This is a genomic window from Streptomyces sp. RG80 (assembly GCF_040446465.1).
Classification (GTDB): domain Bacteria; phylum Actinomycetota; class Actinomycetes; order Streptomycetales; family Streptomycetaceae; genus Streptomyces.
The window spans coordinates 687,261-714,203 of the sequence record NZ_JBEAAJ010000001.1 but is presented as its reverse complement, the minus strand read 5'-3'; the positions used below and the strand labels follow the sequence as shown (position 1 = coordinate 714,203).

16 protein-coding genes are annotated in these 26,943 nt (G+C 71.8%); all 16 read right to left on the bottom strand.

Annotation, left to right across the window (positions count from 1 at the left end; all coding sequences use genetic code 11):
• Positions 1–38: 38 nt before the first annotated feature.
• A complete protein-coding gene (def, locus tag ABKA17_RS03290; protein WP_353690274.1) occupies positions 39–689 on the bottom strand; it encodes a peptide deformylase in 651 nt (216 codons plus the stop codon).
• Positions 690–842: 153 nt separating this feature from the next.
• On the bottom strand, positions 843–1,823 hold the full coding sequence (locus ABKA17_RS03285; protein WP_353690273.1) for a tetratricopeptide repeat protein: 981 nt from the start codon (positions 1,821–1,823) through the stop codon (positions 843–845).
• Positions 1,824–1,925: 102 nt separating this feature from the next.
• Complete coding sequence (locus ABKA17_RS03280) at positions 1,926–3,158, bottom strand: HD-GYP domain-containing protein (RefSeq protein ID WP_353690272.1); 1,233 nt, start codon at positions 3,156–3,158, stop codon at positions 1,926–1,928.
• Positions 3,155–4,444, bottom strand: coding sequence for an HD-GYP domain-containing protein (locus tag ABKA17_RS03275; RefSeq protein ID WP_353690271.1), 1,290 nt, complete (start codon positions 4,442–4,444; stop codon positions 3,155–3,157). Before ABKA17_RS03275 ends, ABKA17_RS03280 begins: the two co-directional genes overlap by 4 nt.
• Positions 4,445–4,556: 112 nt before the next feature.
• On the bottom strand, positions 4,557–4,859 hold the full coding sequence (gene rsrA / locus ABKA17_RS03270) for a mycothiol system anti-sigma-R factor (protein WP_353690270.1): 303 nt from the start codon (positions 4,857–4,859) through the stop codon (positions 4,557–4,559).
• Positions 4,856–5,539 (bottom strand): RNA polymerase sigma factor SigR, encoded by a 684-nt coding sequence (gene sigR, locus ABKA17_RS03265; RefSeq protein WP_353690269.1) that lies wholly within the window; start codon positions 5,537–5,539, stop codon positions 4,856–4,858. Before sigR ends, rsrA begins: the two co-directional genes overlap by 4 nt.
• Positions 5,540–5,796: 257 nt before the next feature.
• On the bottom strand, positions 5,797–6,447 hold the full coding sequence (locus tag ABKA17_RS03260; RefSeq protein ID WP_353690268.1) for an alpha/beta hydrolase family protein: 651 nt from the start codon (positions 6,445–6,447) through the stop codon (positions 5,797–5,799).
• Position 6,448: 1 nt separating this feature from the next.
• On the bottom strand, positions 6,449–7,264 hold the full coding sequence (locus tag ABKA17_RS03255) for an SOS response-associated peptidase (protein ID WP_353690267.1): 816 nt from the start codon (positions 7,262–7,264) through the stop codon (positions 6,449–6,451).
• 79 nt (positions 7,265–7,343) lie between these two features.
• Positions 7,344–8,504 (bottom strand): nitric oxide synthase oxygenase, encoded by a 1,161-nt coding sequence (locus ABKA17_RS03250; protein WP_353690266.1) that lies wholly within the window; start codon positions 8,502–8,504, stop codon positions 7,344–7,346.
• A gap of 32 nt (positions 8,505–8,536) precedes the next feature.
• On the bottom strand, positions 8,537–9,757 hold the full coding sequence (gene txtE / locus ABKA17_RS03245; protein ID WP_353690265.1) for a 4-nitrotryptophan synthase: 1,221 nt from the start codon (positions 9,755–9,757) through the stop codon (positions 8,537–8,539).
• Positions 9,758–10,012: 255 nt separating this feature from the next.
• Entirely contained in the window at positions 10,013–10,699 is a 687-nt protein-coding gene (locus ABKA17_RS03240; protein WP_353690264.1) for a hypothetical protein, read from the bottom strand.
• A gap of 88 nt (positions 10,700–10,787) precedes the next feature.
• The gene (locus tag ABKA17_RS03235; RefSeq protein WP_353690263.1) at positions 10,788–11,780 is read right to left on the bottom strand and encodes a trypsin-like serine peptidase; all 993 of its coding nucleotides are present in this window, start codon (positions 11,778–11,780) and stop codon (positions 10,788–10,790) included.
• Positions 11,781–11,866: 86 nt separating this feature from the next.
• A complete protein-coding gene (locus ABKA17_RS03230; protein ID WP_353690262.1) occupies positions 11,867–13,072 on the bottom strand; it encodes a cytochrome P450 in 1,206 nt (401 codons plus the stop codon).
• Positions 13,072–13,302: an MbtH family protein gene (locus tag ABKA17_RS03225; RefSeq protein ID WP_353690261.1), complete on the bottom strand. Its 231-nt coding sequence runs from the start codon at positions 13,300–13,302 to the stop codon at positions 13,072–13,074. Before ABKA17_RS03225 ends, ABKA17_RS03230 begins: the two co-directional genes overlap by 1 nt.
• Positions 13,299–19,061 carry a non-ribosomal peptide synthetase gene (locus ABKA17_RS03220; protein WP_353690260.1) on the bottom strand — a complete coding sequence of 1,921 codons (5,763 nt, stop codon included), beginning with the start codon at positions 19,059–19,061 and terminating at the stop codon, positions 13,299–13,301. The genes ABKA17_RS03225 and ABKA17_RS03220 overlap by 4 nt, the downstream gene beginning before the upstream one ends.
• Positions 19,058–26,935, bottom strand: a complete 7,878-nt coding sequence (locus tag ABKA17_RS03215; RefSeq protein WP_353690259.1) for a non-ribosomal peptide synthetase — start codon at positions 26,933–26,935, stop codon at positions 19,058–19,060. Before ABKA17_RS03215 ends, ABKA17_RS03220 begins: the two co-directional genes overlap by 4 nt.
• Positions 26,936–26,943 lie beyond the last annotated feature (8 nt).

The following is a 26,943-nucleotide window of genomic DNA, read 5'->3' as shown; positions in this document are numbered from 1 at the left end:
ACGCCGTGCGTAAGGGACTTGTGGGGCCCTGTGCGATCTCAGTCGTTGGCGACCACGGGGTAGCGGGGCTCGTTCTCGGCCATCTGCCGCAGCGCGTCCTTGCGTTCACGCTTGGAGAGCCGGTCGATGTAGAGGTAGCCGTAGAGGTGATCGGTCTCGTGCTGCAAACACCGAGCGAAGTACCCGCCACCGCGGACCTTGATCGGGTTGCCCTTCTCGTCCTGCCCGGTCACCTCGGCGTAGTCGGGCCGGGCGAGCGGCGCGTACGCGGTCGGCACGGACAGACAGCCCTCGTTGCTGTCGTCCAGCCGGCGCTTCTCCGCGGGCAGCTCGACGATCTTGGGGTTGCAGACCACACCGACGTGCCGCTTGCCCTCGTCGTCCATGCAGTCGTAGACGAAGACCTTCAGGTCGACACCGATCTGGTTGGCGGCCAGGCCCACACCCTCGGCGGTGCGCTGCGAGGCGAACATGTCCGCGACCAGCTGGTCCAGCTCCGCGCCGAACTCGGTGACGTCCTTGCACTCCTTGTGCAGCACCGGGTTGCCGACGACGGTGATGGGCCGCGAGGTACCCCGCTCCCGCCAGCCGTTCTCCCGCTCCTCGGTCTCCTCGGTGTCGATGACGAAGCCCTCGTCGTCCACGGGAAGCACGCCCACGTGCTGCTGATCGGTGTCCTGCTGCGCCATGACCGACGATGCCTTCCTCAAACCAAAACAGGGGGTAGATGCTGATACAGGGTAAGGGGGGCGCGCCCTGAAGGGGCGCGGGGCTGTGTCTGATATGCGGCTTCCGCCGCGTGGGCGCGACCAGCCACAACGGACCGGCACCCGAAAGACGACCTAGCAGACCTCTTCCAAATCCCGCCAGTCACGAGAATCCGGGCTGTCCGCAACCCACCCGTCCAGCAACCCCCGAACCAGCGCAGCCGGCGCAGCCACCCCGCACTCCCGCTCCGGCACCCACAACTGCCCGTCCGTCCGATGCCCCAGCGGCCCAGGATGCCCCGGCTCACTGTGATCGTGCGGATCGAGATGCTCCCCGTCACCTTCGTCGGACGGCATCCGCGACTCGGAACACATCCGACAGAGCAGCCGGACCGAGGAGGACCAGTCCTCCGCAGCGAACCCCGCGTCGGAGGCGAGCTGCTCCAACGCATCCCGGTCAGCCTCGGTGGCAGCCTCCAGCAGCACCACCCACGTAGGCACCGGCGACGGCGCCCACAGCTCGATCTCGTCGAACACGGGATACGAGTGCCCGGCAGCGGTGGTCCGCTCGCCGTGCGGCACCCCATCGTGGAGGACGACCTCGCCCCACCGCCGCCCGGAGGACGGCAACGGAATCGACAGCACCTCGATGCGAGCGGGGTCGAGACGGCGCCCCCAGACCACCTCGGCCTCCCCCTCCGGCGACAGCCGCACCGCGGCGCTGCCGAGGTCCATGCCGACCGGCTCACCGGAGTCCGCGGCGCCGCCCGGCACCCGCAGCCCGTACGCCTGCCAGGCCCGCCGGGCCAGCGGCCAGTCCTGGAGGGCGGTGGCCGCGATGCCGACGTTCCACCAGTCGGGTGCGCCCGTCTCCCGGTCGAGCAGGGCGACGGCCCGGAGCCCGGCCGCGCGGGCCTGCTCCCAGTCGTGCCGGAACTTGTGCAGCAGGGCGAGGTTGAACCAGGACTCGGACAGCCAGGGCTCCAGGTCGGCGGCCCGCGTCAGCAGCGCGCCCGCGTCCTCGTACCGACCGTCGCCGATCAGCGTGAACGCGCGGTCTGTGGCCTGCCGCCAGGAGGCGGAGGGCCGGTGCCGTCCCTTGCCGAAGATCCTCACGATTCCCGCCTGCCAGTTCCGTTCAGTGGGCTGGCTGCCCCCGGACACCCTCTTCTTCGCATCCAACCATGCGCGGCTGGAAGGGCGCTCATTACCCATGGGTTACCCAGCCGAGGGGAGGGTCAGACAGTCTCTCGCCAGCACCCGGGCCAGCGCCTCGACGACCTCGGGCGCGTGCTCCCCCGCGGTGGCGAGCCGCAGCTCCTCCAGTGCGGTGAGGGGCCCACCGGGCCCGGCGTCCCGTGCCTTCTCCTCGTAGGCGTTGACCGTCCGCACGATCCGCGCGGCGACCGGTTGCTGCCGAAAGGGGTCGGCCTGCCGCTCCACGACCACCGCGACCGCGCCGGCCACCCCCGTCTGCCGTACGACGGCCCCGCCGAGCAGCGCGATCCGCCGCTGCTCCTCGGCGGGCAGCCCCGCGGTGGCCCCGGCGGGCACCGGGTCGACCAGGCTGAGCTGCCCGATGTCGTGCATCAGGGCCGCGTACTCCAGGACGGTGAGATCGGGCCCGGAAAGGCCCAGGTCCCGCCCGACGGCCTTGCTGAGCTCGGCGACCCGGCGGGCGTGCCCTGCGGGGGTGTACCCGGCTATCTCGGTGGCCCGGGCGAGGGAGGCGATGGTCTGCCGGTAGGTGGTCCGTACCGCCGCGTACCGCCGGAAGGCCAGCTGGGTGAGGAGCAGCGGCAGCGAGAAGACGGGCAGCGCCCACAGGCCGACGACGGCGACCGCGAGGGCCATCACCGCGCCGGTCGCGCAGACCGCGGATCCGATGCCGAGCAGGGCGCGCAGCTCGTGCCGCAGCAGCGGGGCGAACGGCCAGCGGGTGCGGGAGTGGGCGAGCGCGGCGGCGAGCACGGCGTCGCACAGCGCGGTGAGGGCGAGGAGCGCGAGCAGCACCAGCGCGTACGCCGGTCCGCCCCACGCGTCGAAGACGCCCCGGTTGTAGAGGGGCTGGAAGCAGACGGCGGCGAAGGCGGTGCTGAGCAGGCGCCGGGCGAGGTGGTCGACCATCGGGCCCTGTCCGCGCGCGATGTGCGGCACGCTGCCGAGGAGCGCGGCGGCGAGCACGACGGTGACCACCTGGAGGACGCCGTGGTGGGTGGGCCGCCCGGCGTCGGCACCGAGCAGCGCGTACGCCAGTGCCCCGGCGGCCCCGAGCGGCGCGGCCTCCCGGACCCGGGCGCCGGTCCAGCGGGCGAGCTCCCCGACGGCTATCAGGACCCCGAAGGCGAGCGCGGCGCCGCGCTCCTCCAGGCCGGTCCAGAGGATGACGGCGAGCGAGACGAGGGCGAGGAGGGCGGCCGAGCCGTGCACGAGCAGGCGGGGCCATCTCATCGGCGTGCTCCGGGCCGGCTGGAGACCGGCAGCCGGGGGCGGGGAGGGCTCTCCTCGTCGGCGGTCACGGCGGGGTGCCAGCCGTGTCTGCCGAGCGCTCGGACGAGAGCGGTCACCATCCGCGGGTCGAACTGCGATCCCGCGCACCGCTCCAGTTCCTCCAGCGCGGCGGGAACGGGCCGGGCCCGCCGGTAGGACCGGGTCGAGGTCATGGCGTCGAAGGCGTCGGCGACCGCCACCACCCGCGCCGACTCCGGGATCTGACTCCCCATCAGCCCATACGGGTAGCCGCTGCCGTCCAGCCGCTCGTGGTGGTGCAGTACGGCCGCCCGCGCCTCCCCGAGGAAGGAGATGCCGCGGACCATCTCGTGTCCGTACTCGGGATGCAGTTCGATGACGCGCCGCTCCTCGGGCGTGAGCGGGCCGTCCTTGCGCAGCAGCCGGGTCGGTACGCCCAGCTTGCCGACGTCGTGCAGGATCCCGGCGAAGCGGAGCACCTCGGTGCGGCCCTCGTCCATGCCGAGTTCGCGCGCGATCATCATGGAGGCCTGTCCGACGCGTTCGCTGTGCCCGCGGGTGTACTCGTCCTTGATGTCGACGGCCTGCACGAGGGCGCGGATGGTGGCCTGATGGGCGGCCTGTTCCCGGTGGTACTGGGCGAACGCCCACCAGGACACGCACATCGGCAGCAGCACCAGCAGCGCGGCGACGGGGCCGTAGGGACTGCGCCACAGCACGGCCATCATGAGCCCGGCGAGCCCGTGCACGGCGATCGGCGCGAGGGAGCGTCCGAACAGGCCCCGCCAGGCCAGTCGTGGCGGCACCCGCTCGGCGAGCGCCAGGATGCCCCCGTCCAGCGCGGTCAGCACCAGGCAGAAGACGAGGACGGCGGCCCCGGCCGGGACGAGCGCGTACGGGAAGTCGGAGGCCACGACGGCGTCCCGGCCGCCCAGCGCCCAGTGCACGCGGGACGCCGCCCAGACGGTGACGGCGAGTTGGGCGGCCCGCCAGATCCGCCGGATCGTGCGCGGCCCCTGGTCGACCGGGGCCAGCAGCGCTCCCGGCACCGCGACGAGCGCGGCGGCGGGGGGCGGCAGCAGGAAGGCCCCGGCGAGGAGCACGGGATGGAAGGTGCCGGAGAACCGCTCGCCCCCGGCGTAGAGGGCGGCGAGCAGGGCCACCGCCCACCAGGGGCTGGTCACGGACGGCAGTGCGTGTACGCAGTACACGGCACCGAGGACGACACAGACCACGTACACGCGCGCCTGTGCCGGTATCCCCTCCATGACGCCCCTTTAGATCTTCCGAGCCAGCTCAGCTCCGGAGCCTAGGGGGGCGTAAGGGGGTCCCGTGGGTCGATTACCCGCGGATTAGCACGTTCGAGTGACGACCGTGCGTTCAGGATTCCTGCGGGGTCACCGTGATGTCGTGCTCGGGCACGGCCTGCCCGGAGCGGATCAGGTCGAGCCGCCCGAGGACCTTGGAGCGCAGGTCGGTCGGTACGTCGTCCTGTCCGCAGCACCGCTTGACCAGCTTCTTCACGGCCTCTTCCAGGCCGTACTTCTCCAGGCACGGCGAGCACTCCGTGAAGTGCTGCTTGAACTTGTCGCGGTCGACGTCCGGCATCTCACTGTCGAGGAACTCGTAGAGATGATCGAGTACCTCACTGCAGTCCGTCTCGTGCGGCTCTCCGCAGCTCATGAGCCCGAACCTTTCACTTCGTTCGACTCCCCGGCGCCGGCCGGGACCAGCCCGCGCTCACGGGCGTAGTCCTCGAGCATGCCGCGCAGTTGGCGACGGCCCCGGTGCAGCCGGGACATCACCGTACCGATGGGTGTCCCCATGATGTCCGCGATCTCCTTGTAGGCAAAGCCCTCGACGTCCGCCAGATAGACGGCGATACGGAATTCCTCGGGGATCGCCTGCAGTGCTTCCTTCACGTCCGAGTCGGGCAGGTGGTCGAGCGCCTGCGACTCGGCTGAGCGCAGACCGGTCGACATGTGCGACTCGGCGCGCGCGAGCTGCCAGTCCTCGATCTCCTCGGCCGCGGAGCGCTGGGGTTCACGCTGCTTCTTGCGGTACGAGTTGATGAAGGTGTTGGTCAGGATCCGGTACAGCCACGCCTTCAGGTTGGTGCCCTCGCGGAACTGGTGGAAGGACGCGTACGCCTTGGCGTACGTCTCCTGCACCAGGTCCTCGGCGTCGGCCGGGTTGCGCGTCATGCGCAGGGCGGCCGAGTACATCTGGTCGAGGAATTCGAGCGCGTCCCGCTCGAAGCGCGCGCTGCGCTCCGCGGTGGTCTCCGCGCTGACGCCCTGGCCCTCGGGCTGCTCCGCCTGGCCGTGTTCGGTCCCTGCGTCGGTACCGGGAACCGGACCCACCTCCTCAAGATTCCGGGCAGCACCGAAGCCGGTACCACCAGAATCGGAGGATAGACGACTACCCGTTCCCGCCGCCCCTCGAATAGGTGCGGCCTTTGTCGCGTGCAGCACCGTCCAGTCCAGGTCAGCGCGGCTGCTGCGGCTCGGGCAGATGGTCGAACCCATGCGGCGGACTTCCTCTCTACGACGGTCGGTGCCGGTTCTTCAGCACTTCTGTCCGCCACAACAGAGCTCCGCGGCTCAACATTCCCGAGCCTTTACCCGAGTGACCCGGCCCACTTCACGACCGCGTCGGTGATGAGTGTCACGGCCTGCTCCTGATCGATCGGGGCCTTCTTCGGCACCGCGAATCCATGATCGCCGTACGGCACCTCGACCAGTTCGTGAGTGCCGCCCTCCGGGAACTCCGCCGGCTTCCCGAAGGGGTCGTTGCCGCCCTGTACGACGAGCGTGGGCACCCCGGATCCGAGCAGTTCGGCGGCGCGGGACTTCTCAGGGCTGCCGGGCGGGTGCAGCGGGAAGCTGAGCGCGAGGACGGCGTGGGCCCCGAGCTCGACGGCGGTACGGCAGGCCACGCGCGCTCCGGCGCTGCGCCCACCGGAGACGACGGGCAGTCCCGGCCGGGCCACGGCGGGCCAGATCCCCCGCCACCCGATGTCCAGGGTCTTGGGCGCGGGCGCCAGCTTCTTCCCGGCCACCCGCCAGGGCTGTTCGACGAGGGCGACGCTCACGCCGTGTCCGGGCAGGACCTGGGCGAGGGCCCGCAGGTCCCGCGCCTCGATGCCGCCTCCGGCCCCGTGGCTGACCGCCAGCACGAGCCGCGCCCGCTTCGCCCGGTGCCAGGTGACGCGGGCGTCCCCGGCGTCCGTGCCGATGATCTCGATGCTTTCCGTGCTCTCTTCCGTCACGTCAGAAGAGTGTGCCCTCTTCGGGCCCCTCCAGCTCGGTCAGCAGCTCCGGTCCGTTGTTGCGGACGTTGCTGACGGCCGTGGAGACCGGGTAGGCCCGCATGAGCCCCTCGGGCGGGGGCACGAGCAGCGAGCGCAGGTCCTCCACGTCCGTGCGGGAGGGGTCGAGCCAGGAGTCCCAGCGGTCGGGGGTGAGCATGAGGGGCATGCGGGGGTGGATGTCGGCGAGGGCATACGGGCCGTCCTCCGGCGCCACGGCCAGCGGAGTCGTCTCGGCCTCGGTGGTGATGACCGAGCAGGTGACCCACCAGGCCTGCGGGTGGTCGTCGGGGAGGGTCTTGTCCCGCCAGAACTCGTAGAGCCCGGCCATCGCGAACACCGATCCGTCGGCGGGGAGCACGAAGTACGGCTGCTTGCGCGGCCGCTTCTTCTTGCCCTCGACCTCCAGATCCCGCTCGGCCTTGGCGGTGACCCACTCGTAGTAGCCGTCGGCGGGGATGATGCAGCGCCGGCTGGAGAAGGCCCGCTTGTACGACGGCTTCTCGTGGACGGTCTCGGCGCGGGCGTTGATCATCCGGGCGCCGCCCTCGGGCGTCTTCGACCAGCTCGGCACCAGTCCCCACTTGAGCCTGCGCAGCTGCCGAACCGGGCGGGGGTCGTCGGTGTCCTTGAGGGGACGGTCGAGGACGGCGTAGACCTCTTTGGTCGGGGCCACGTTGTAGTCGGGGGCGAGAGTCTCCTCGGGCTCCCACTTCTCGATCTCGAATATCCCTGCGAGATCCTCGGGCCGACGACTCGCCGCATACCGTCCGCACACCTGAACCACCCCTCCGACCTGCGAAAACGCATCCACCACCCCACTTCCAGTGGTGGCACCAACCGTAACGGACCAGGTCTCAGTGCGGGTGCGGGCATCGCCCTCTGCCCCGGGCGCGGGCCTGGTCGTCGAGATGGAAGTTGGGGCGCAGCTCGGCTTCGTCGTAGTAGCGGTGGAAGACCGGGGTGATGCCGCCGGAGACCGGGGGGACGATCCAGCTCCAGTCCGCGGGCACCGTGCGGCCATTGCGTTCTTCCCTGGCCAGGTGGGTGAGGAAGTGGCGCGATTCGGTGTGATGGTCGCTGATCTTGACGCCGGCGGCGTGGAAGGAGTGCAGGACGGCGACGTTGAGCTCGACCAACGCACGGTCGCGCCACAGGCCGGCTTCGTTGCCGGTGTCCAGGCCCAGGCACCCCGCGATGACGGGGAGCAGGTTGTAGCGGTCCACGTCGACCAGGTTGCGGGCGCCGATCTCGGTGCCCATGTACCACCCGTTGAACGGGGCGAGGGGGTAGTCGATTCCTCCGATGCGCAGGCGCATGTTGGAGATCGCCGGAACGGCGTGCCAGCGCAACGCCAGGTCGGCGATCTGCGGGTGGTCGGGGTGGGTGATGGGGACTTCGAGGACCAGGTCGCGGGGAAGCTCGAAGAGCTGCGGTTTGTCGTCGGCGGTTTCGATGATCAGCGGTAGGACGTCGAAGGGGCCTTCGGGGGCGTGCCAGCCCAGGTCGCGGGCGAAATCGGTGAAGTCGGTGTGAGCCGGGTCACCGAGTACGGTGCCGTCGTCCCGGCGATAGCCGGCGTAGCGAATGAGCTGGTCGTTCCAGACTCTGGGGGCGGGCTGTTCCGGTGTGTCGGGAGCGAAGACGGAGATGACGGGGCGAATACGCCCGAGGTTGGTCGCCTGACGCAGGTGCTCGCACAGGTGCCGGTGGATTTCCTCGGGGGCCTTGGCGTCGCGGCGGTCCAGAACACGAAGGCTGTTCCAGTACAACCGCCCTATGCAGCGGCTGGAGTTGCGCCAAGCCACCCGGGCACCGAAGGCGAGTTCATCAGAGGTCTGGTCATAGGTGCCGGTGGTGTCGATGCCGGCGTGAATCTGTTCGAGACGCTCGACGAGCGGGGTGGCCTGGTCAGGCTGCTCGGTGTAGTACTGGCGGAGGAATTCTTCTGCTTCGTCCCGGTCGGCGGCGCGGCCGGATTCTGGTCCGGAACGTGCCAGGAGCGCTTCGGTTTCCATGGAACTCCTCGCGGGTAGCGTGCTTTTCTGCGTCAGCCGAGGCTCAGCGGCAGAGATCGCAGGGAGCGGAATTCAAGGTTCGAGTTCCATTCGGGATCGCCCGCCGGCCGGATCATCGGAAAGCGCGCGAACAGCGCGACGAAGAACCACTTGATTTCGAGGCTGGCTATCTGCCGCCCAAGGCATGCGTGCGGCCCGAATCCGAACGAGAGGTGCTTGCCGCTGTTCGGCCGGTCGAGGTCGAACTTGTCAGGCTGGTCGAACACGTTCGGGTCCCGGTTCGCGGCCCCCAGGAACAGGGCGACCCGCTGCCCTTCCAGGATCCGGACATCACCCATGTCGATGTCTGCGGCGGCGACGCGCCATGTGAACTGGTTCGACGCGTTGTACCGGACCACCTCGTTGGCGGTGTTGTCGACGCACGCGGGGCTGTCCAGGAAGCGGGTGATCTGGTCGGGGTTCTTCGCGAAGGCGAGCATGCCACTGCCGACGGACCCCGGTGTGGTGGGTGCGAACAACGCGATGAGCAGGAGCACCAGTTGATGCACGGTCTGTTCCAGCGTGACCTCGGTCTGCTCCTCCTGGCCGGCGGCGAGGCGCGCGATGACCGTGTCCGGGAGGACCGTGCCCCGCTTGCCCTGGACGAGTTCGAGTGCGTAGGTGTGCAGGTCCGTGAGGTGCTTGAGCAGATGGTCGAGCTCCAGCGGCTGGTCCTGGGGCCCTGACCAGTAGGTCATCACCGCGTCCACACTCGGCACGACGTCACCCAGGTCCTCCTCCGGGACCCCGAATGCGTGGACCGCGGCGTTCACGGGGAGTTTCGCCGCCAGCGCCGAGACGGCGTCGATCTCCTGCACGCCTTCCGGAAGGGTGGCGACCAGATCGTGGGCGACGCGCTGGATGACGTCGCTGTAGAACTCGTGGGCCTCGCGGGTGAAACCCCCGTGCGTGGATTTCCGCAACGCGGTGTGGCGAGGAGCGTCCGTGTACATCATGACGTTCTTGGTGAACCGGTGATAGATGTTGTCCGCGGGCAGTGACTGGCCGTCGAATTTACCGCTCAGAACCTCTTCCATGCGTTCGGCTTTGAAGCGCGGATCCTTCAGCATGCTCACGCAGTCCGCGTGCCTCATCACGGCCCAGGCGTTGAGTCCTTCGTCCCAGTAGACCGGCTCGCGCTGTGCGAGATCCGCGTAGACGGGATAGGGGTTGGAGACGATTTCGGGGTCCGAAAGCGGTGACAGATTACGCATGAGAAGCTCCTTTTACTGTTCGCTGAACAGATGCGCTGAGAGATGCGAGGAAAGGACCGGCCAAAGTGCGCGGAGTGCGTTTTTGGGCGCGAGGATCCTATGAATCCGTCGAAAACGAAGGGAATGGACTGCGCCGTGGAATGACCACTCGATCGAAGAGTTCGGCAGTCCTGTCAGACAATCAGGAGGTTACCCGCGAATGCACGCTTGAATGAATGGTTTACCTATGAAGTTATCGTTTCGTGATGCCTTGAATTAGTCGGTCGGCGGGTCCCGGAAAACCGGGTTGTCCGGACGGTAGGGCACCTCCAGCGCCACCGATACGACACAGAGGTGTTCGGGCGCCGTATCGACGAAGCGCAGGACGTACTCCACCGAACTGTCCCGCGGAGGGCGGCACCGTCCCCGGGCCACGGCCTGCCGTTGCGCGGCGAGTCGAGCCGGGCTGCGGGCGCGCAACCGTGCTTCGCGGCCGGGTCCGTCGGCCATGCCGAGCCCGAGCCCGACGGGGAAGCGACAGATCGCGTACACGATGAGATCGCCTCGCCCGACAGCGGCGAAGTGCAGTCGGCGGCCGGCCGGGGAGCTCGCGGCGAGGTCATGGGGCCGACCGCAGTGCGGACACGGGCCGTCGTGGAGGACGACAGCCCGTGGGTCGGCGTCCAGCGTCTGCCCGAGGAACAGCCGCAGCCCCGCACGGACCATGAGGAGGCTCTCTCCTTCAGGGCCCGCCGTCTGCGCTGCGAGGCGGGCGCGTTCCTCGGGAGCGAGCCTTTCAAGCAGTGTTCGACGGTCTTCGGGCGACAGCGCCGCCACCACCAACGTGCGCAGTGCGAGGGGGTCGGGTCCCCCGTCGCACTGCGCGGGGTCGAGGCCGAGCGGGGGCGCGGGCAGCGGAGTCCGCCGCGCACCCCAGCCGCCGTCGGGGTTGGTCGCAGGCACGATGGGAAATGACGCGGACAGGGCGGTGTGATCCGGCTCCACGGGTTCCATCGGCTCTGTCACTCCCTCCGTCGGCTCTGTGTCCAGGCTAGTCGGGCCGGGCCTCGCCGATCTCCTCCATCAACACGAAGAACTGCCGCATGTTGGGGTCGTCGAAGCGCGGGGACGCCATGAACTTGGCCCCGTCGTTGATGCTGTTGAGGCCGCCGATGAAGCCGGCGCCGGTTTCCTGGTTGAAGTTCAGGAGCCAGGGCCCTCCGCTCGATCCCGGTTTCATGTTGGGGCACTCCACCTCCCACATGTTCCTGGGCGGAGCGGAGGGTTCCACCAACTCCTGGCAGAACTCCTGGTGTTTGCCGTCGTAGGGGGGCCCGGAGTATCCGATGAGGGAGGCCTGGTTGCCGGCCCGCATGTCGTTCGCGATCTGGTAGCCGCCCGCCTTGTCGAAGACGGTGTCGCCTTTGGCGTCGTCGTTGACCACGACGATGCCGTAGTCGTGCTCGTAGTCGGCCGTGCTGCCGCTGCTCCACAACGACGAGGTTCCGATGGTCCACGCCGTGAAGCCGCCGTAGGGACCGCTCCCGTCGTGGTACGCCGGGAAGAAGACCTGGTTCTTGGTCCAGGTCCCGCCCGGGCCCTCGTGCAGACAGTGCGCCGCTGTCAGGACCAGCACTTCGGACTCGCTGTTGACGACGGTGCCGGTGCAGGCGTCCGGAGTCCCGTTGGCGTGGTCGAAGAAGAGTTTGCCGACGGCGGTGGAGTACGGGCCGCCCGCCGCTTCGTCGGCCGTGGACTTCAGGGACTGGACACTCCCTGACCGGGCCCCCTGCTCCTTGCCCAGAGCTTCGGCCATCCGCTCGGGGCTCCAGTGGGCCAGCAGGGCTCGCTGTGCGGCCGGCCCCGTCCCGCCCGAGGTGCCGGGTACGTCGACGACGGCTCGATGCTGGACCGCGGCCGGCTCGTCCGCGGTGGCCGTGCCCGCGGTCGAGCCGACGGTGGCGAGCGCGGTCAGGGCCAGGGCCATCAGGGACGCTCGCAGGCGTCTGCGGCCGACGGGCACCGCTGAGGATAGGGAAGACAAGCGTTCACTCCGATCGTTCCGGGGATCACAGGTGTGGATCACTGGTTCGGTGGGGCTTGTTGGGTGAGGTGTGGCGCGCGGGTGCGTCAGGCCGGCGCGGGCTGCAGTTCGTCCAGCCTCTCCAGCTCGACGGTCAGGCCGCGGTAGCCCTGCACGAGGTTGGAGCGCATCCACTGCGGCTCGCCCACGACGGCGACGGACCGCGCCTCCTCGGCCAACACCTCCAGCAGACCTTCCAGTTCGGCCCGGGCCAGGGCGGCGCCGAGGCAGTGGTGGGGACCGTGTCCGAAGCCGAGATGGCGGTTGGGGGTGCGATCCGGGACGAACACGTCAGGGCGGTCGAAGACCCGCTCGTCCCGGTTGGCCGCGGGGAGCCAGGCCACCACCGCCTCACCGCGGCCGACCGGTTGGCCGGCGACGGTGGTGTCGGCGGTGGCGATCCGCAGGACGTGCATCGCCGGGGAGGTCCACCGGATCATCTCCTCCACCACGGTGGGCAGCAGACCGGGGTCCCGGCGCAGCGCGTCGAGGGTGTCCGGGGCGGTGGCGAGCGCGTGCAAGCAGCCGGTGAGCGCGTGCCGGGTCGTCTCGTTGCCGCCGACCAGGACGTTGTCGCAGTTGACCAGCACGTCCTTGACGGACAAGTCCTCCTCCGCGAGGAGAACGCTCACCAGGTCGCCGCCGGGCCGCCGACGCCGCTCGGCGATCAGCTCCCAGAAGTACATGAGGATCTCCGAGTGCGCTTCGGAGGGCGTCATCGCGTCGAAGGCGCTGTCCTCACCGCCGAAGGCGTGGTTGGTCAGCTCGATCAGGCGGCCGCGGTCGACGGCGGGCACGCCGAGCACCTCGCAGACGACCGCGGCCGGCAGCCGCGGCCCGATCGCCACCGCCGCGTCCACCGCGCCGCCGGTCCGCAGCGGGCGGGAGAGGAGGCTGCGGACCTCCTGTCGGATGAAGTCCCGCAACGTGGACGCCATCGCGCGTGACAGGAAGGGGGCCACGACCTTCCGCAGCCGGCTGTGGTGGTGGCCGTCGGTGACCACCAGCATCCGGCCGCCGGAGCGGTCGCGGTGGTCGGCGTCGAAGCCGATCATCATGCCGTACTCGGAGGTGAACGGCGCGGTCGGCGCGAGCACCTCACGACAGGCGCCGTGGGAGAAGACCGACCAGAAACCGCTGGGAGAGGAACCCGGACCACTGTGGACGGCACGGTCGGTGAGCGCATGCTCCCGCCACATCGCGTACCGGTCGGGCGTGGTGTACAGGTCCGCGTCGCCGAGATCGCGGCCCATCAACTGCTCGCCGCGGCCGCGTCCATGGCTTCGGCGAGGCTGCGGGGCCGCATGTCGGTCCAGGTGGCCTCGATGTGGTCCAGGCAGGCCTGCCGACTCTCCTCGCCGAAGGAGGCCGACCAGCCCGCCGGGACCTCGATGGAGGCCGGCCAGAGCGAGTGCTGGCCCTCGTCGTTGACCAGCACCAGGTAGCGGGCCTCGTCGTTCTCGAAGGGGTTCGTGGTGGTCATCGGTGGGCTCCCATCATCGTGTGGTTCGACTGCGAGTCGGCTGCGGTGGCCTGCGGGATCCGCTCGGCCAGCAGGGGCCCGAACTCCGCGACGGCTGCGGGATCGAGCATGGTCTCGTGACGGCACGGCACCTCGTGGACGTCGACGGTGCCCTTGAGGTACGGCCGCCAGGCCTCCGGCGTCGCCCAGCTCTGGGCGGGTCGTGCGTTGGCGGTCAGCAGCAGGGCGGGGCCCTCGAACGGAACGGGTTCGTACAGGGCGGCGAGGCGGCCCGTGTTGACCATCACGTCGAGGACGGCGGAGCGCCCGCGCTCGTCGAAGTGGCGCAGTTCGCTGGTGCTCCGGCCCATGTAGGCCAGGACGGACCGGCGCAGCGCGGCCCGGTCGGGGGGCGTGGCGGGTGCGTCGCCGTAGGCGTCGCGGTAGCCGGCGTGGATCTCGGCCAGGACCTGGTCGGCACCGCGAGGTCCGCGGTGGGCGGGGTCCACGGGGTAGGAGTCGAGCAGTGCGAGCAGTCCCACCTCCTGGCCCTGCCGCTGGAGGGTGGTGGCGAGCGCCTGGGCCAGATTGCCGCCCAGTGACCAGCCGAGGAGGTGGTACGGGCCGACCGGCTGTACCCGACGGATCCGCTCGGCGTACTCGGCCACCATCTCCTCGATGGAGGAGGGCGGTTCACCGCCGCCGCGGTCCGGGTCCAGGCCCCGGGCCTGCACCCCGTACACGGGATGGTCGGTGCCGAGGGCGCGCAGCAGGCCGGTGTAGCGCCAGGCGGTTCCGCCCACGGGATGGAAGCAGAACAGCGGGAAGCGCTCACCGCCGGTCCGCAGGGGCAGCAGGACGTCCCACGCCCGCGCGGCCTCGGCGGCGGGGTCGCCGGAGGAGAGGGCCGCCAGGAGGGCAGCCGGGGTCGGGGCCCCGAAGAGGCCGGCCACCGGCAGCCTGGCACCGAGGACGGCGCGGATCCGGCCGACGAGCTGGGCGGCGAGCATGGAATGCCCGCCGTGTTCGAAGAAGTTGTCGTCGGGGCCGACGGGCTCACCGAGCACCTCGCCGAAGAGGTCGCACAGCAACTCCTCGCGCGGCGAACGCGGCGAACGGCCACCGGATGGCCGGTGCGTCGCCGGCTCGGGGGCGGGCAGCGCGGCGCGGTCGAGCTTCCCGTGGGGCGTCAACGGCAGCGCGTCGAGCGGGACGAACGCGCTCGGCACCATGTGGTCGGGCAGCGTGGCGGCGATCCGGGACCGCAGCGCGGCCGGGTCCAGCGGTTCCGGCGGCTCGGCAGTGCCGCGGGCGGGGACCACGTAGGCGACGAGCCGCCGGTCTCCGGGGCGGTCCTCGCGTACGACGACAGCGGCGTCCGCGACGTCCGGCTGCTGCCGCAGCACGGCCCGGATCTCCCCCGGTTCGACGCGGAAGCCGCGCACCTTCACCTGGTCGTCGACCCGGCCGAGGAAGACGAGCCGGCCGTCGGGGCACCATCGCGCGAGGTCGCCGGTCCGGTACATGCGGGTGCCGGCCGGGCCGAACGGATCGGCCACGAATCGCTGGGCGGTGGTGCCGGGATCGTTCCGGTAGCCGCGTGCCACACCGGGACCGGCCAGGTACAGCTCGCCCGCCACTCCCGGTGGCACGGGACACAGTGCCGCATCGAGCACATAGCTGCGCGCCCCGGGGACGGGGCGGCCGATGGACGGCGGTCCGGCGGCCGACTCGTCGTCGCCGGTCGGGGACAGCACGTCGAAAGTGGCGTCGACGGTGGCCTCCGTCGGACCGTAGGCGTTGACCATCAGCCGCCCGGCGGACCAGAAGTCCGTCACATCGCGCGGGCAGACCTCCGCACCGGTGATCACGGTCCGCAGCTCGGGCAGGTCGACGCGGGGCAAGGTGGCGAGCACCGTGGGCGGCAGGCAGACGTGGGTGATGCGCTGGTCGGCCAGCAGGGCGGCGAGGTCGGTGCCCACCACGGGGCGTTCCGGGACGACGAGGCAGCCGCCGGAGAGCAGGGCCATGCACAGTTCCGCGACGGCGACGTCGAAGCCCGGCGAGACGAACTGAAGCACCCTGCTGTGCCGGTCCACGCCGTAGGCGGCTCTCTGGTGCGCGGCCAGTTCGGCCAGTCCGGCGTGCGTGACGGCGACGCCGCGCGGTCGTCCGGTGGAGCCGGAGGTGAAGACGACGTACGCCACGCCCTCCGTGCCGGTGCGGCCCCGGATCGCGGCCCGGGGGCGCGGGCGGCGCTCGGCATCGGCCCGCGCGGGCGCGTCGAGGACGAGGAGCGGCACGTCGGTGCTCGGCAGGGAAGGGGCGATGTCCGTCAGGGTCACCACCAGCGACGGTGCGGCGTCGTCCAGCATCCCGGCGATCCGGCGCGCGGGGTGCGCGATGTCCAGCGGCATCGAGGCGGCCTGGGCCTTGGCCACGGCGAGGCCGGCGACGACCAGCTCGACGGAGCGCGGCAGCGCCAGGGCGACGACGTCGTCGAAACCGACGCCGAGTCCCGTCAGGGTCCCGGCCAGCCGCTCGGCCCGGGCGTCGAGCTCCGCGTAGGTGACCGTCGTGCCGGGCCGGCCGGGTCGGCCGGGGGTCTCGACGGCGATCGCGTCGGGCGTGCGCCGCACCTGTGCGCTGAACAGTTCGGCCCAGGTCTGTCGCGGAACCGTGGCGGCGGGGCCGTTCCACTCCGTCAGCAGCGTCCCCCGCTCGCCGGGCAGCAGCACTTCCAGTGCGCTCAGAGAGGTGCCGGGTGCTTCGGCGACGGCGGTGAGCAGGGCGACCAAACGGTCGGCGAGGCGTGTGGCACCGCCGTGGTCGAGGCGGACGGTGGCGTACTCCAGCAGGCCTTCGATGCCCCCGGAGGGCGCGCCGGCGGGGCCGCGCTCGCGCAGGCTGAAGGCGAGGTCGAGGCGCGCGACCCCGCCGGGTTGCCCCTCGGCCGTCACCTTGAGGCCCGGCATGTCGGCCGCCGCGCCCGCCGTGTCCTGGAAGGCGAGCATGACCTGGAACAGGGGCTGGGCGGCCGTCGCCGGGCGCTGCGGGTTCAGGTCCGCCACCAAGTGCTGGAACGGCAGGTCCTGATGGGCGTAGGCGCTCAGGTCGGCTTCGCGGACCCGGGTCAGGAGTTCGCCGAAGGTGGGATCACCGGAGGTGTCGGTGCGCAGCACGAGCGCGTTGACGAAGCATCCGACCAGCTCGTCCAGGGCCTCGTCGTCGCGGCCGGCGACCACGGTTCCGATGGGGACGTCGGTGCCGGCGCCGAGGCGGGTGAGCAGGGCGGCGAGGGCGGACTGGACGACCATGAAGAGTGTCGCTCCGTGCCGGGCTGCCACCTGGGCGAGGCGGGCGTGGACCTCGGTGGCCAGCTCGAACCGGACGGCGCCGCCGGCGGGGGCGGCGCCCGGACCGGGTGCGCGGTCGAGGGGCAGCTCCAGACGTTCCGGCAGTCCCTCCAGCGCTGTGCTCCAGTACGCGGACTGCAGGGCCAGCGGGCTGTCCGGGTCCTGCCTGCTCCCCAGCACCTCGCGCTGCCATCGGGCGTGGTCGGCGTACGTGACCGGCAGCGGTGCCCAGGCCGGGGGGCGGCCGGCGAGGCGGGCGGTGTACGCGGCGGACAGGTCGCGTATCAACGGTGCGGTGGACCAGCCGTCGATGGCGATGTGGTGGACGAGCAGGAGCAGCACGTGTTCACGGGAGCCCAGCGCGAAGAGCCGCACCCGCAGCGGGAGTTCCGACGTGAGGTCGAAGCCGCGCCGAGCAGCCGCGCGCACCTCCCGGTCGAGCGTGTTCTCGTCGGCTTCGGTCACCGGCAGGGTGGTCTCGGCCTCCTCGGCCGAGCGGATCCGCTGGTAAGGCTCTCCGCCCTCGGTGATCCCGACGACGGTTCGCAGCGGCTCGTGCCGTGCCACGACGTCGTGGATCGCCGCCTCCAGGGCGGCGCGATCGAGGTCGCCGGCCAGCCGCAGCATCACGGGCACGTTGTACGAGGCGTCGGCGGCACCGGAGTCGACGAACCAGAGCCGCTGCTGGGCGAAGGAGAGCGGAGCCGGGCCCTCGGTGGCCGGACGCGGTCCGAGGGGCGCGCGGGACGGGCTCGCACCGCCGAGCCGGCTCGCCAGGCCGCGCGGCGTGGGCGTCTCGAAGACGGCGCGGATCGGCAGCTCCACTCCGAGCGTCGAGCGGATCTGGCCGAGGAGCCGGACCGCGGAGAGCGACTGACCGCCGAGTGCGAAGAAGTCCTCGTCGGGACCGACCTGGTCGCGGCCGAGCACGGTGGCGAAAAGTCCGCGCAGGATCTCCTGCTGAGGTCCGTCCGGGCCTCGTCCGGGTCCGCGCGAGGCCGGACGGGAGGACGGTGACGACGCGGTCCGCGCGGAGTCCCGCAACGGCACGGTGCCGTCGGCGGCCGGCGGCACGAGCTCCCCGACGGGACGGTCCGGTTCCGTGACGACGGCCCGCAGGACGTCGGCCACCAGTCCCGCGAGGCGCTCCGCGGTGGCCTGGTCGAACAGGTCCTCGCGGTACTCCAGCTCCATCACCAGTCGGTCACCGCTCTCCAGGCCGGCGACGAGCCGCAGCGGGTAGTGGGCGGCGTCGTGGCCGGAGACCCGCTCCAGCCGCAGGCCGGCGGAGGCCAGCGCGCTGCCGTCGTCGCCGGGGTAGTTCTCGAAGACGACGAAGGTGTCGAAGAGGTCGCCGTGGCCGACGCCGCGCTGGATCCGGCCGAGTCGGACATGGTGATGGGGGGTGAGCCGCGCCTGCTCGTCCTGGAGGGCCGCCAGACAGGACAGGACCGATGTCCGACGGTCGAGCCGTACGCGGACCGGGACGGTGTTGAGGAACATGCCGACCATCCGCTCGACGTGCCCCAGCTCCGGCGGCCGGCCGGAGACGAGGGTGCCGAACACGACGTCGTCGCGGCCGGTGAGGTGGGCCAGCAGCATGGCCCAGGCGCCTTGGACGAACGTGTTGGCGGTCAGTCCGGACGCGAGCGACGCCTGCCGCACGACGGGACCGAGGTCGTCGGGCAGCGGCACGGTCACCCGCGCGGGGCGCGCCATGGGCCGGCCGGGATCGGGTGGGGCGAGCAGGGTCGGTCCGGACAGCCCGTCCAGTGCCCGCTGCCAGGCGGTCTCGGCGGCGGGCACGTCCTGGCGGGCCAGCCATGTCAGGTACGTGCGGAGCGGTGCGACGGGGGGCAGTACCGCGGCGGTGCCGCCCGCGTAGTGGGTGAAGAGCTCCCCGACGAGCACGGCGACCGACCAGCCGTCGAGCAGGACGTGGTGGTTGGACAGGACGAGGCAGTGCAGGTCGTGAGCGAGGCGGACCAGGGTCAGACGCAGCAGCGGCGGGCGGGTCAGGTCGAACGGTGCGGCACGGTCGGCGGCGAGGAAGCGCTCCAGCTCGGGCTCGCGCTCGGTCGCCGCGTGCCCGGACAGGTCCAGGTCCCGCCAGGGCAGGGCGACATCGCGGTGGATGACCTGGATGGCCTCCCCGGACCGGCGCTGGCGAAAGCTCGCGCGGAGGGCGGCGTGCCGTGCCAGGAGGGCGCTCGCCGCTTCGCGCAGGGCGGCCGCGTCGAGCGGGCCGGCCAGACGCAGCACGAGCTGAGCCTGGTAGACATCGGCTTCCGGGGAGTCGGTGAGGGTGTGGGACAGGGAGTGGAAGAACAAGCCTTCCTGGAGCGGCGAGAGCGGCAGGACGTCGTCGAGGCCGGAGGCGCCCGCGCCTGTCGTCGCGCCGCTCATGGTGGTGCTACCGCTCATCGTGGGCTCCTCAGTTCGTTCTCCAGGTCGTCGATCTCGTCCTGGTCGAGGGCGAGAAGGAGATCGGACGGGGTGTGGCCGCCGGCCGCCGTACCGGCCGCGTGGCGGGCGAGTCCGTCAAGCGCCTCGAACCACAACGCGGCCAGGCGGGCGACGTCCGCCTCGGCGAGGACGCCGTCCGGCCAGCACCAGGTGACCGACAGCCGCGGCCCGTCGGGGTGGTCCCTGGTCACCGCGTTGATCTCCAGGGAGTGCGGCAGCGGCATGTCGGAGTCACGCGGCGCGGGCCCCGCGACGTCGGTGCAGATGGTCCACTCCCCCGGCTCCCGGGCCTCGGCGTCCCCACCGGTGCCGGCGAACCGGCCGAGGTAGTTGAAGCCGATCTGGGGCACCGGGGCTTGCCGCAGTGCGGCGGCCGTCCGCGGGTTGAGGTAGCGCAGCAGCCCGAAGCCGGCGCCGTTGTCGGGGAGAGCGCGCAGTTGCTCCTTGACGCGTTTGAGCGCGACGCCCAGCGCGGGACCGCCGGCTCGCACCTCGGCCCAGGCCGGGTCGCCGGGGTCGAGCCGCACGGGGAAGAGGCTGGTGAACCAGCCGACCGTCCGCGACGGGTCGAGTCCGGTGAGGGCCTCCTCCCGGCCGTGTCCCTCCAGGTCCAGGAGGACTCCCGGGGTGTGCGGCGCGCCGCCGCGACGGCGCCACTCGGCGAAGGCCAGTGCGAGCGCGGTGAGCAGCACGTCGTTGACCCCGGCGTGGTACATACCGGGAACTCGGGTGAGCAGTGGCCGGGTGCGGTCCGGCGGCAGCGTCCGGGACAGCAGGCGCGCGGTGTCGGCGCGGTCGCGTCCCGGGTCGAGGGGGCGTACGCCGAGGGGCGGTTCGGGGTCGCCGGCCAGCATCCCGGTCCAGAACTCCAGCTCGGCCTGCCGTCCGGGCGCGGACGCGGCCTCGACGAGCCGCCGCGACCAGGCGGCGTGCGAGGTGGTCACCGGGTCGAGGGCCGGTGTGGCACCCTTCGCCGCCGCACGCCAGGCGGCGGCCAGGTCGGGCAGCAGAATCCGCCAGGAGACGCCGTCCACGGCCAGGTGGTGCAGCACCAGCAGCAGCCGTCCCGACCGCCCCAAACCGGCGTCGAACCACACCAGGCGCACCAGCGCACCCGTGTCGGGGGCGAGGGCGCGGCGGGCGGCCTCGCCCTCCCGCGCCACCACGGCGGCCCACGAGTCCCGGTCCAGGCCGGCCACCTCGACGCGGGTGACGCACTCGGCGGCCGTCACCTTCCCCGGGGCAAGAACCTCCAACCGCCACTCCTCGCCGGTCCGGTCCAGGCGCAGCCGTAGCGCGTCGTGGTGGTCGAGCCACGCCTGTACGGCGTCGACGAGTTGTTGCTCGTCCAGGCCGGCGGGTACGGCGACGGCCATCGACTGGTTCAGTCCGTCGATGGGGCCGCCCAGCTCGCGCTGCCAGTGGACGATCGGGGTCAGCGGTGTCGGCCCGATGTCCGCCACGTGTTCCGTCGCCGCGTCACGGGTCTCGCGTGCCACGCCGGCCAGCGCTGCCACCGTCCGGTGCTCGAAGACCTCGCGCACGGCAAGTTCCAGGTTCTCCCGGCGGGCCGCCGCGATGAGCTGGATGGAGCTGATGCTGTCGCCGCCGAGTTCGAAGAAACTGTCGTCCACACCGACCGAGGCGTGCCCCAGTACCTCGGCGAAGAGGCCGGCGAGCACCTCTTCACGCCGCGAGGACGGTTTCCTGCCAGTGCTGGTGGCACCGAAGTCCGGCTGGGCCAGCGCTTTGCGGTCCACCTTGCCGTTGGGCGTCAGCGGCAGCGCGTCCAACAGCACGAAGGCGGCCGGAACGAGGTACTCGGGCAGGGTGGCCGCCAGTCGCTCCCGCAGCTCGGCCGGATCGGGGCGCTTCCCGTCGTCCGGCACGACGTAGCCGACGAGTCGCCGGGTGCCGCGTTCGTCGTCGATGACGGCGGCCGATGCGTGGGCCACGCCGGGGTGGGAGGAGAGTGCCGCCTCGATCTCACCGAGCTCGATACGGAATCCCCGCACCTTCACCTGGTCGTCGACACGGCCCGTGTACTCGAGTTGGCCCTGGCTGTTCCACCGCGCCAGATCCCCGGTCCGGTACATCCGCCCACCCGGCGCACCCGACGGATCCGCCACGAAACGTTCGGCCGTCAGCCCCGGCAACCCCAGATACCCGCGTGCGAGGCCGTCGCCCGCGACGTACAACTCCCCCATCACGCCTCGGGGAACAGGCCGCAGCCCGGCGTCCAGCACGGCCACCCGGGTCCCGGCCACGGGCCGGCCCACCGGCGGCACCACCTCACCCGCGAGCGGTTCACTGATCGTGGCGCACACGGTCGTCTCGGTGGGGCCGTAGGCGTTGAACATCGCCCGTCCGGCCGACCACCGGCCAACCAGCGCCGGCGGGCACGCCTCACCGGCGACCACCAACGTCGTGTCCTCGGGCAGCCCGTCGGCGGGCAGTACGGCGAGTGCGGTCGGCGGCAACGTCACATGCGTGACCCCATGACGACGAGCGGTCTGCGCCAGTGCCTCCCCCGGCAGCAGCCGATCCGCCGGAGCCAGGACGAGACACGCGCCCGTCAACAGCCCCATGCACACCTCCCAGGCCGCCGCGTCGAAACTCAACGAGGCGAACTGAAGAACCCGGCTCCCGGGCCCCACCCCGAACACCGCCGTCTGGGTCGCCACCAGAGGGGCGACCCCCGCATGGGAGACCACCACGCCCTTCGGCCGCCCCGTCGACCCCGACGTGTAGATGACATACGCCGGACTGGCCGCATCGAGCGGAGCGCACCGGTCCGCGTCGGTGAGGGGGGCGGGCGGGGCGGTCCGCACGGACTCCTGGACGAACGGGTCGTCGAGCAGCAGCTGGACCGTGTCCGCCGCCTCGGGGAGGCGTTCGCCGATGGCACGGTCGGTGAGGACGAAGGCCGGCCGGGCGTCGTCGAGCATGTAGGCGATGCGGTCCGCCGGGTAGTCGGGGTCGATCGGCAGATAGGCGGCGCCCGCCTTGGCCACGGCGGTGAGCGCGGTGACCAGTTCGAGCGAGCGAGGCAGCGCGACGGCGACGAAGCTCTCGGGTCCGACGCCTCGTTGGCGAAGGTACCGAGCCAGCCGGTTGGCGCCCCGGTCGAGCTCGGCGTAGGTGAGGGTCTCGTCCTCGAAACGGACGGCGGGGGCCTCCGGCTGCCGCCCGGCCCACGTCTCGAACTGCTCCGGCCAGGTGGCCTGCGACTGTGGCCCACGCGGACCTTTCCCGTCGGCGAGCAGCTGGTCGCGCTCTGCGGCGCCGGTGATGTCGAGGGCGCTGACCGGCAGCGCCGGATCGTCGGCCGCCGAGCGCAGCAGCCGAGCGAGCCGGGTGGCCAGCGCCTCGACCGTCGCACGATCGAAGAGTTCGGTCGCGTAGTCGACGACGCCCCCGATGCCGGCCGGACGGCCGTCGGCGTCGTGGGACTCCCGTAGTCCGAAGGACAGATCGAGCTTGGCCACACCTGTGTGCACGAGGGCCGGGGAAACCCGCAGGCCGGGGAGGTCGGGCAGCCGTTCGGCCTGGTTGGCGAAGGTGAGCGTCACCTGGACCAGGGGGTGCCGGGCGAGCGAGCGCACCGGGTTGAGCAGCTCGACGAGGCGGTCGAAGGGCACGTCCTGGTGGGCGTAGGCAGCGAGGTTCGACCGGCGCACCCTGTCGAGCAGTTCGGCGAAGGTGGGGTCGCCCGAGATGTCGTTCCGCAGCACGAGGGTGTTGACGAAGCAGCCGACCATGTCGTCCAGGACCGCGTCGGCGCGGCTCGCGATCGGGCTGCCGATCGGTACGTCGTCGCCCGCTCCGAGCCTGCTCAGCAGTGCCGCCAGGCCCGCCTGCACGACCATGAACAGGGTGCTCCCGCTCCGGCCGGCCAGTGTCCTCAAATCGCGGTGCAGCTCCGCGCCGAGGGCGAAGGGCACCGTGTCGCCGAGGTGCCCGGCAACGGCGGGGCGGGGCCGGTCCGTCGGCAGCCGGAGCTGCTCGGGCAGGCCGGCCAGCGCCCGTTGCCAGTAGGCGACTTGTGAGGCGATGGCGCTCTCGGGGTCGTTCTCACCGCCGAGCACCCGCTGCTGCCACAGGGCGTAGTCGGCGTACTGAACCGGTAGCGGGTCCCCATCGGGCGCCCGGCCGGCCAGGCGGGCTGTGTACGCGGTGGCCAGATCGGCGCCGAGCGGTCCGACCGACAACCCGTCGGCCGCGATGTGGTGCAGGAGCAGCAGGAGGACGTGTTCCGTGTCGGCGTGTTCCGTGTCGTCCGCCGTGATCAGCCAGGTCCGGACCGGGGGCTGGCCGGTCAGGTCGAAGGCGTGCCGGGCGGCGCCGGCCACGGTCTCGTCGAGGTCCGCGGACGCGACGCGCAGTTCGGTCAGCGGGACCGGTGCATCGCTCGGATCCAGGATCACCTGGAAGGCGATGTCGTCGGCGTCCGGTGCGTCGGACTCCGGGAAGACGGTCCGCAGACTCTCGTGGCGGGCCATCACGTCGGCGAGGGCGGCCCGCAGCGCCGTGCGGTCCAGGGTGCCCGTCAGTCGCCAGGCCAGCGGCACGTTGTACGTGTGGCTCGGCCCCTCCATGCGGTTGACGAACCACAACCGGCGCTGGGCGTACGACAGCGGGATCCGGGCGGGACGGGTGGCGCGTGCCAGTGCCGGGCGGGGCTGCTCGGCAAGCTCCAGCCGGGCGACGAGTTCGGCCGCGGTCGGCGACTCGAACACCGCCCGCATGGGCAGTTCCCGACCGAACACCGTGTGGATGCGGTTGATCACCCTCATGACCAGCAGTGAGTGGCCGCCGAGCGCGAAGAAGTTGTCGTCGGCTCCGGCCGCGGGCAGACCGAGTACCTCGGCGAAGACCTGGCACATCAGCTCCTCGCGCGGTGTGCGCGGGGACCGGCCGCCGACGGCTGGGGCCTGCCCCGGCGCGGGGGCGGGCAACTGCTTGCGGTCCACCTTGCCGTTGGGCGTCAGCGGCAGCGCGTCCAACAGCACGAAGGCGGCCGGAACCAGATGGGCCGGCAGCACGGTTGCCAGGTGTGCGCGCAGACCGGACGGGTCGGGCTTCCGGATGTCGGCGGTCGGCACGGCGTAGGCGACGAGCCGCTTGTCGCCCGCCTGGTCCTCGCGCACCGTCACGGCGGCCTGGGCGATGTCGGGGTGGGTGGTGAGTGCCGCCTCGATCTCACCGAGCTCGATACGGAACCCGCGCACCTTCACCTGGTCGTCGACCCGGCCCACGTACTCCAACTGACCCTGGCCGTTCCACCGCGCCAGATCCCCCGTGCGATACATCCGCCCGCCCGGCACACCGAACGGATCAGCCACAAAACGCTCAGCCGTCAGCCCCGGCAGCCCCAGATAACCGCGAGCCAGGCCCTCACCCGCGACATACAGCTCCCCCACCACACCCCGCGGCACCGGCCGCAGGCCCCCGTCCAGCACAGCCACCCGAGCACCGGCCACCGGCCGCCCCACCGGCGGCACCACCTCACCCGCGAGCGGCTCACTGATCGTGGCGCACACCGTCGTCTCGGTAGGACCGTAGGCGTTGAACATCGCCCGCCCCACCGACCACCGGCCCACCAACGCCGGCGAACACGCCTCGCCCGCCACCACCAACGTCGCACCCTCGGGCAACCCGTCGACAGGCAGCACGGCCAACGCCGTCGGCGGCAGCGTCACATGCGTGACCCCATGACGACGAGCCGTCTCCGCCAGCGCCACCCCCGGCAACAAACCATCCGCCGGAGCCACCACCAGACACGCACCCGTCAGCAACCCCATGCACAGCTCCCACGCCGCCGCATCGAAACTGAGCGACGCGAACTGAAGAACCCGGCTCCCCGGCCCCACCCCCAACACCGCCACCTGAGTCGCCACCAGGGCGGCGACACCCGCGTGAGAAACCACCACCCCCTTCGGGCGCCCCGTCGAACCCGACGTGTAAATGACGTACGCCGGACTGGCCACACCGAGCGGAGCACGCCGATCCGCGTCGACCGGGTCGTGGTGGGGACGGGCGGCCACCTCGTCGAGGGTGCCGGGGGCGTCGAGAAGGAGCCGGGCCACCTCGATGTCCGATGAGTCGGGCAGGGCGGCCTCGGTGGCGGCTGTGGTGACCAGCAGCGCGGGCCGGCTGTCCGACAGCATGTGCGCGATCCGCTGTGCGGGATAGTCGGGGTCGATCGGCAGGTAGGCGGCGCCCGCCTTGTGGACGGCGAGCAGCGCCACGGGCAGGTCCAGCGAACGTGGCACGGCCACCGCCACCAGTTGTTCGGGGCCGGCTCCTGCCGCGATGAGCTGATGGGCCAGCCGGTTGGCGCGCGCGTTCAACTCGGCGTAGCTGAGGCTCTCGTCGCCGAGGACGACGGCCGGGGCTCCTGGCGTACGGGAGACCTGGGCGGCGAAGAGCGCCGGGAGTGTGGCCGGGGCCGGCGCGGCGGCTCCGGCCGCGACGTCGTCCCCGCCCGTGGCGGCCGCGTGGCGCTCCTCCCGGGACTCGAGGCGGCTCAGCGGGGTGTCGGGGCCGGCGACGGCGGCGCGCAGCAGCCGAGCGAGCCGGGTGGCCAGCGCCTCGACGGTGGCCTCGTCGAAGAGCGCGGCCGCGTACTGGACCTCTCCGACGAGGCCGGCCGGGGCGCCGGCCTCGTCGCGGGTCTCCTGCAGAAAGAACGTCAGGTCGACCTTGGCCACGCCGGTGGGCACCTCGGCGGTCGTGACCCGCAGGCCGGGCATGGTGTAGCCCCCGGTGTCGTTGCCCTGCAGCGTCAGGATCACCTGGAAGAGCGGGTGGTGGGAGAGCGATCTGACCGGGTTGACCGCCTCGACGAGCTGCTCGAACGGCAGGTCCTGGTGGGCGAAGGCGTCCAGGTCGGCCTCGCGCACACGGGCCAGCAACTCGGTGAAGCTCGGGTCGCCCGAGGTGTCCGTGCGAAGCACCAGAGTGTTGACGAAGAAGCCGATCAGGTCGGTGAGGGCCTCGTCGGAGCGCCCGGCCACGGCGGTGCCGATCGGGATGTCGGTGCCGGCGCCGTGTCGGCTCAGCAGCGCGGCGACGGCGGCCTGGAGCACCATGAAGACGCTGGTCCCGCTCCGCGCGGCCAGCGTGGCGATGTCCCGGTGGAGCGCGGCGTCGAGTCGCATCTCGACCTGTCGGCCCTCGCCGTCCGCGGTCGCGGGGCGGGGCCGGTCGAGCGGCAGGTCCAGCAGCTCGGGGGCACCGGCCAGCTCCTGCCGCCAGAACACGAGTTGCCGGGCGGCCTGACTTCCGGGGTCGGCCGGGTCGCCGAGCAGCTCGCGCTGCCATTGCGCGTAGTCGGCGTACTGCACGGGCAGCGGCGCGAAGTCGGGCGCCGTGCCGGCGCAGCGGGCGGTGTACGCCTGCGAGAGGTCCTGGGCCAGCGGGCGCAGTGACCAGCCGTCGGCGGCGATGTGGTGGAGGAGGAGCAGCAGTACGTGCTCGCGCGGGCCGACGGTGAAGAGAGTGGCGCGCAGGGGCGGTTCGGCCGCCAGGTCGAAGGGATACCGGGCGGCGTCGGCGAGGGCGGCGGCCAGGTCCCCGGGCCGGACCTCGACGGTGTGCAGCAGCGGAGGCTCGCCGATGATCACCTGGTGCGGCGTGCCCTCGGTCTCGGCGATCCGGGTCCGCAGCACCTCGTGCCGCGCGACCACGTCACCGAGCGCCCGCTCCATCCGGGCGCGGTCCAGGTCGCCGGTGAGCGTCAGCGCGAGCGGCACGTTGTACGTGGCGTTCGGCCCTTCCAGCCGGTGGATGAACCACAGCCGCGCTTGCGCGAACGACAACGGGATCACTACTGCCT

Coding starts and splice junctions, on each gene's coding strand:
- def (WP_353690274.1), bottom strand. CDS start 689: ATGGCGCAGCAGGACACCGATCAGCAGCACGTGGGCGTGCTTCCCGTG.
- ABKA17_RS03280 (WP_353690272.1), bottom strand. CDS start 3,158: ATGAGATGGCCCCGCCTGCTCGTGCACGGCTCGGCCGCCCTCCTCGCC.
- ABKA17_RS03275 (WP_353690271.1), bottom strand. CDS start 4,444: ATGGAGGGGATACCGGCACAGGCGCGCGTGTACGTGGTCTGTGTCGTC.
- rsrA (WP_353690270.1), bottom strand. CDS start 4,859: ATGAGCTGCGGAGAGCCGCACGAGACGGACTGCAGTGAGGTACTCGAT.
- ABKA17_RS03250 (WP_353690266.1), bottom strand. CDS start 8,504: ATGGAAACCGAAGCGCTCCTGGCACGTTCCGGACCAGAATCCGGCCGC.
- txtE (WP_353690265.1), bottom strand. CDS start 9,757: ATGCGTAATCTGTCACCGCTTTCGGACCCCGAAATCGTCTCCAACCCC.
- ABKA17_RS03230 (WP_353690262.1), bottom strand. CDS start 13,072: ATGGGCCGCGATCTCGGCGACGCGGACCTGTACACCACGCCCGACCGG.
- ABKA17_RS03225 (WP_353690261.1), bottom strand. CDS start 13,302: ATGACCACCACGAACCCCTTCGAGAACGACGAGGCCCGCTACCTGGTG.
- ABKA17_RS03220 (WP_353690260.1), bottom strand. CDS start 19,061: ATGAGCGGTAGCACCACCATGAGCGGCGCGACGACAGGCGCGGGCGCC.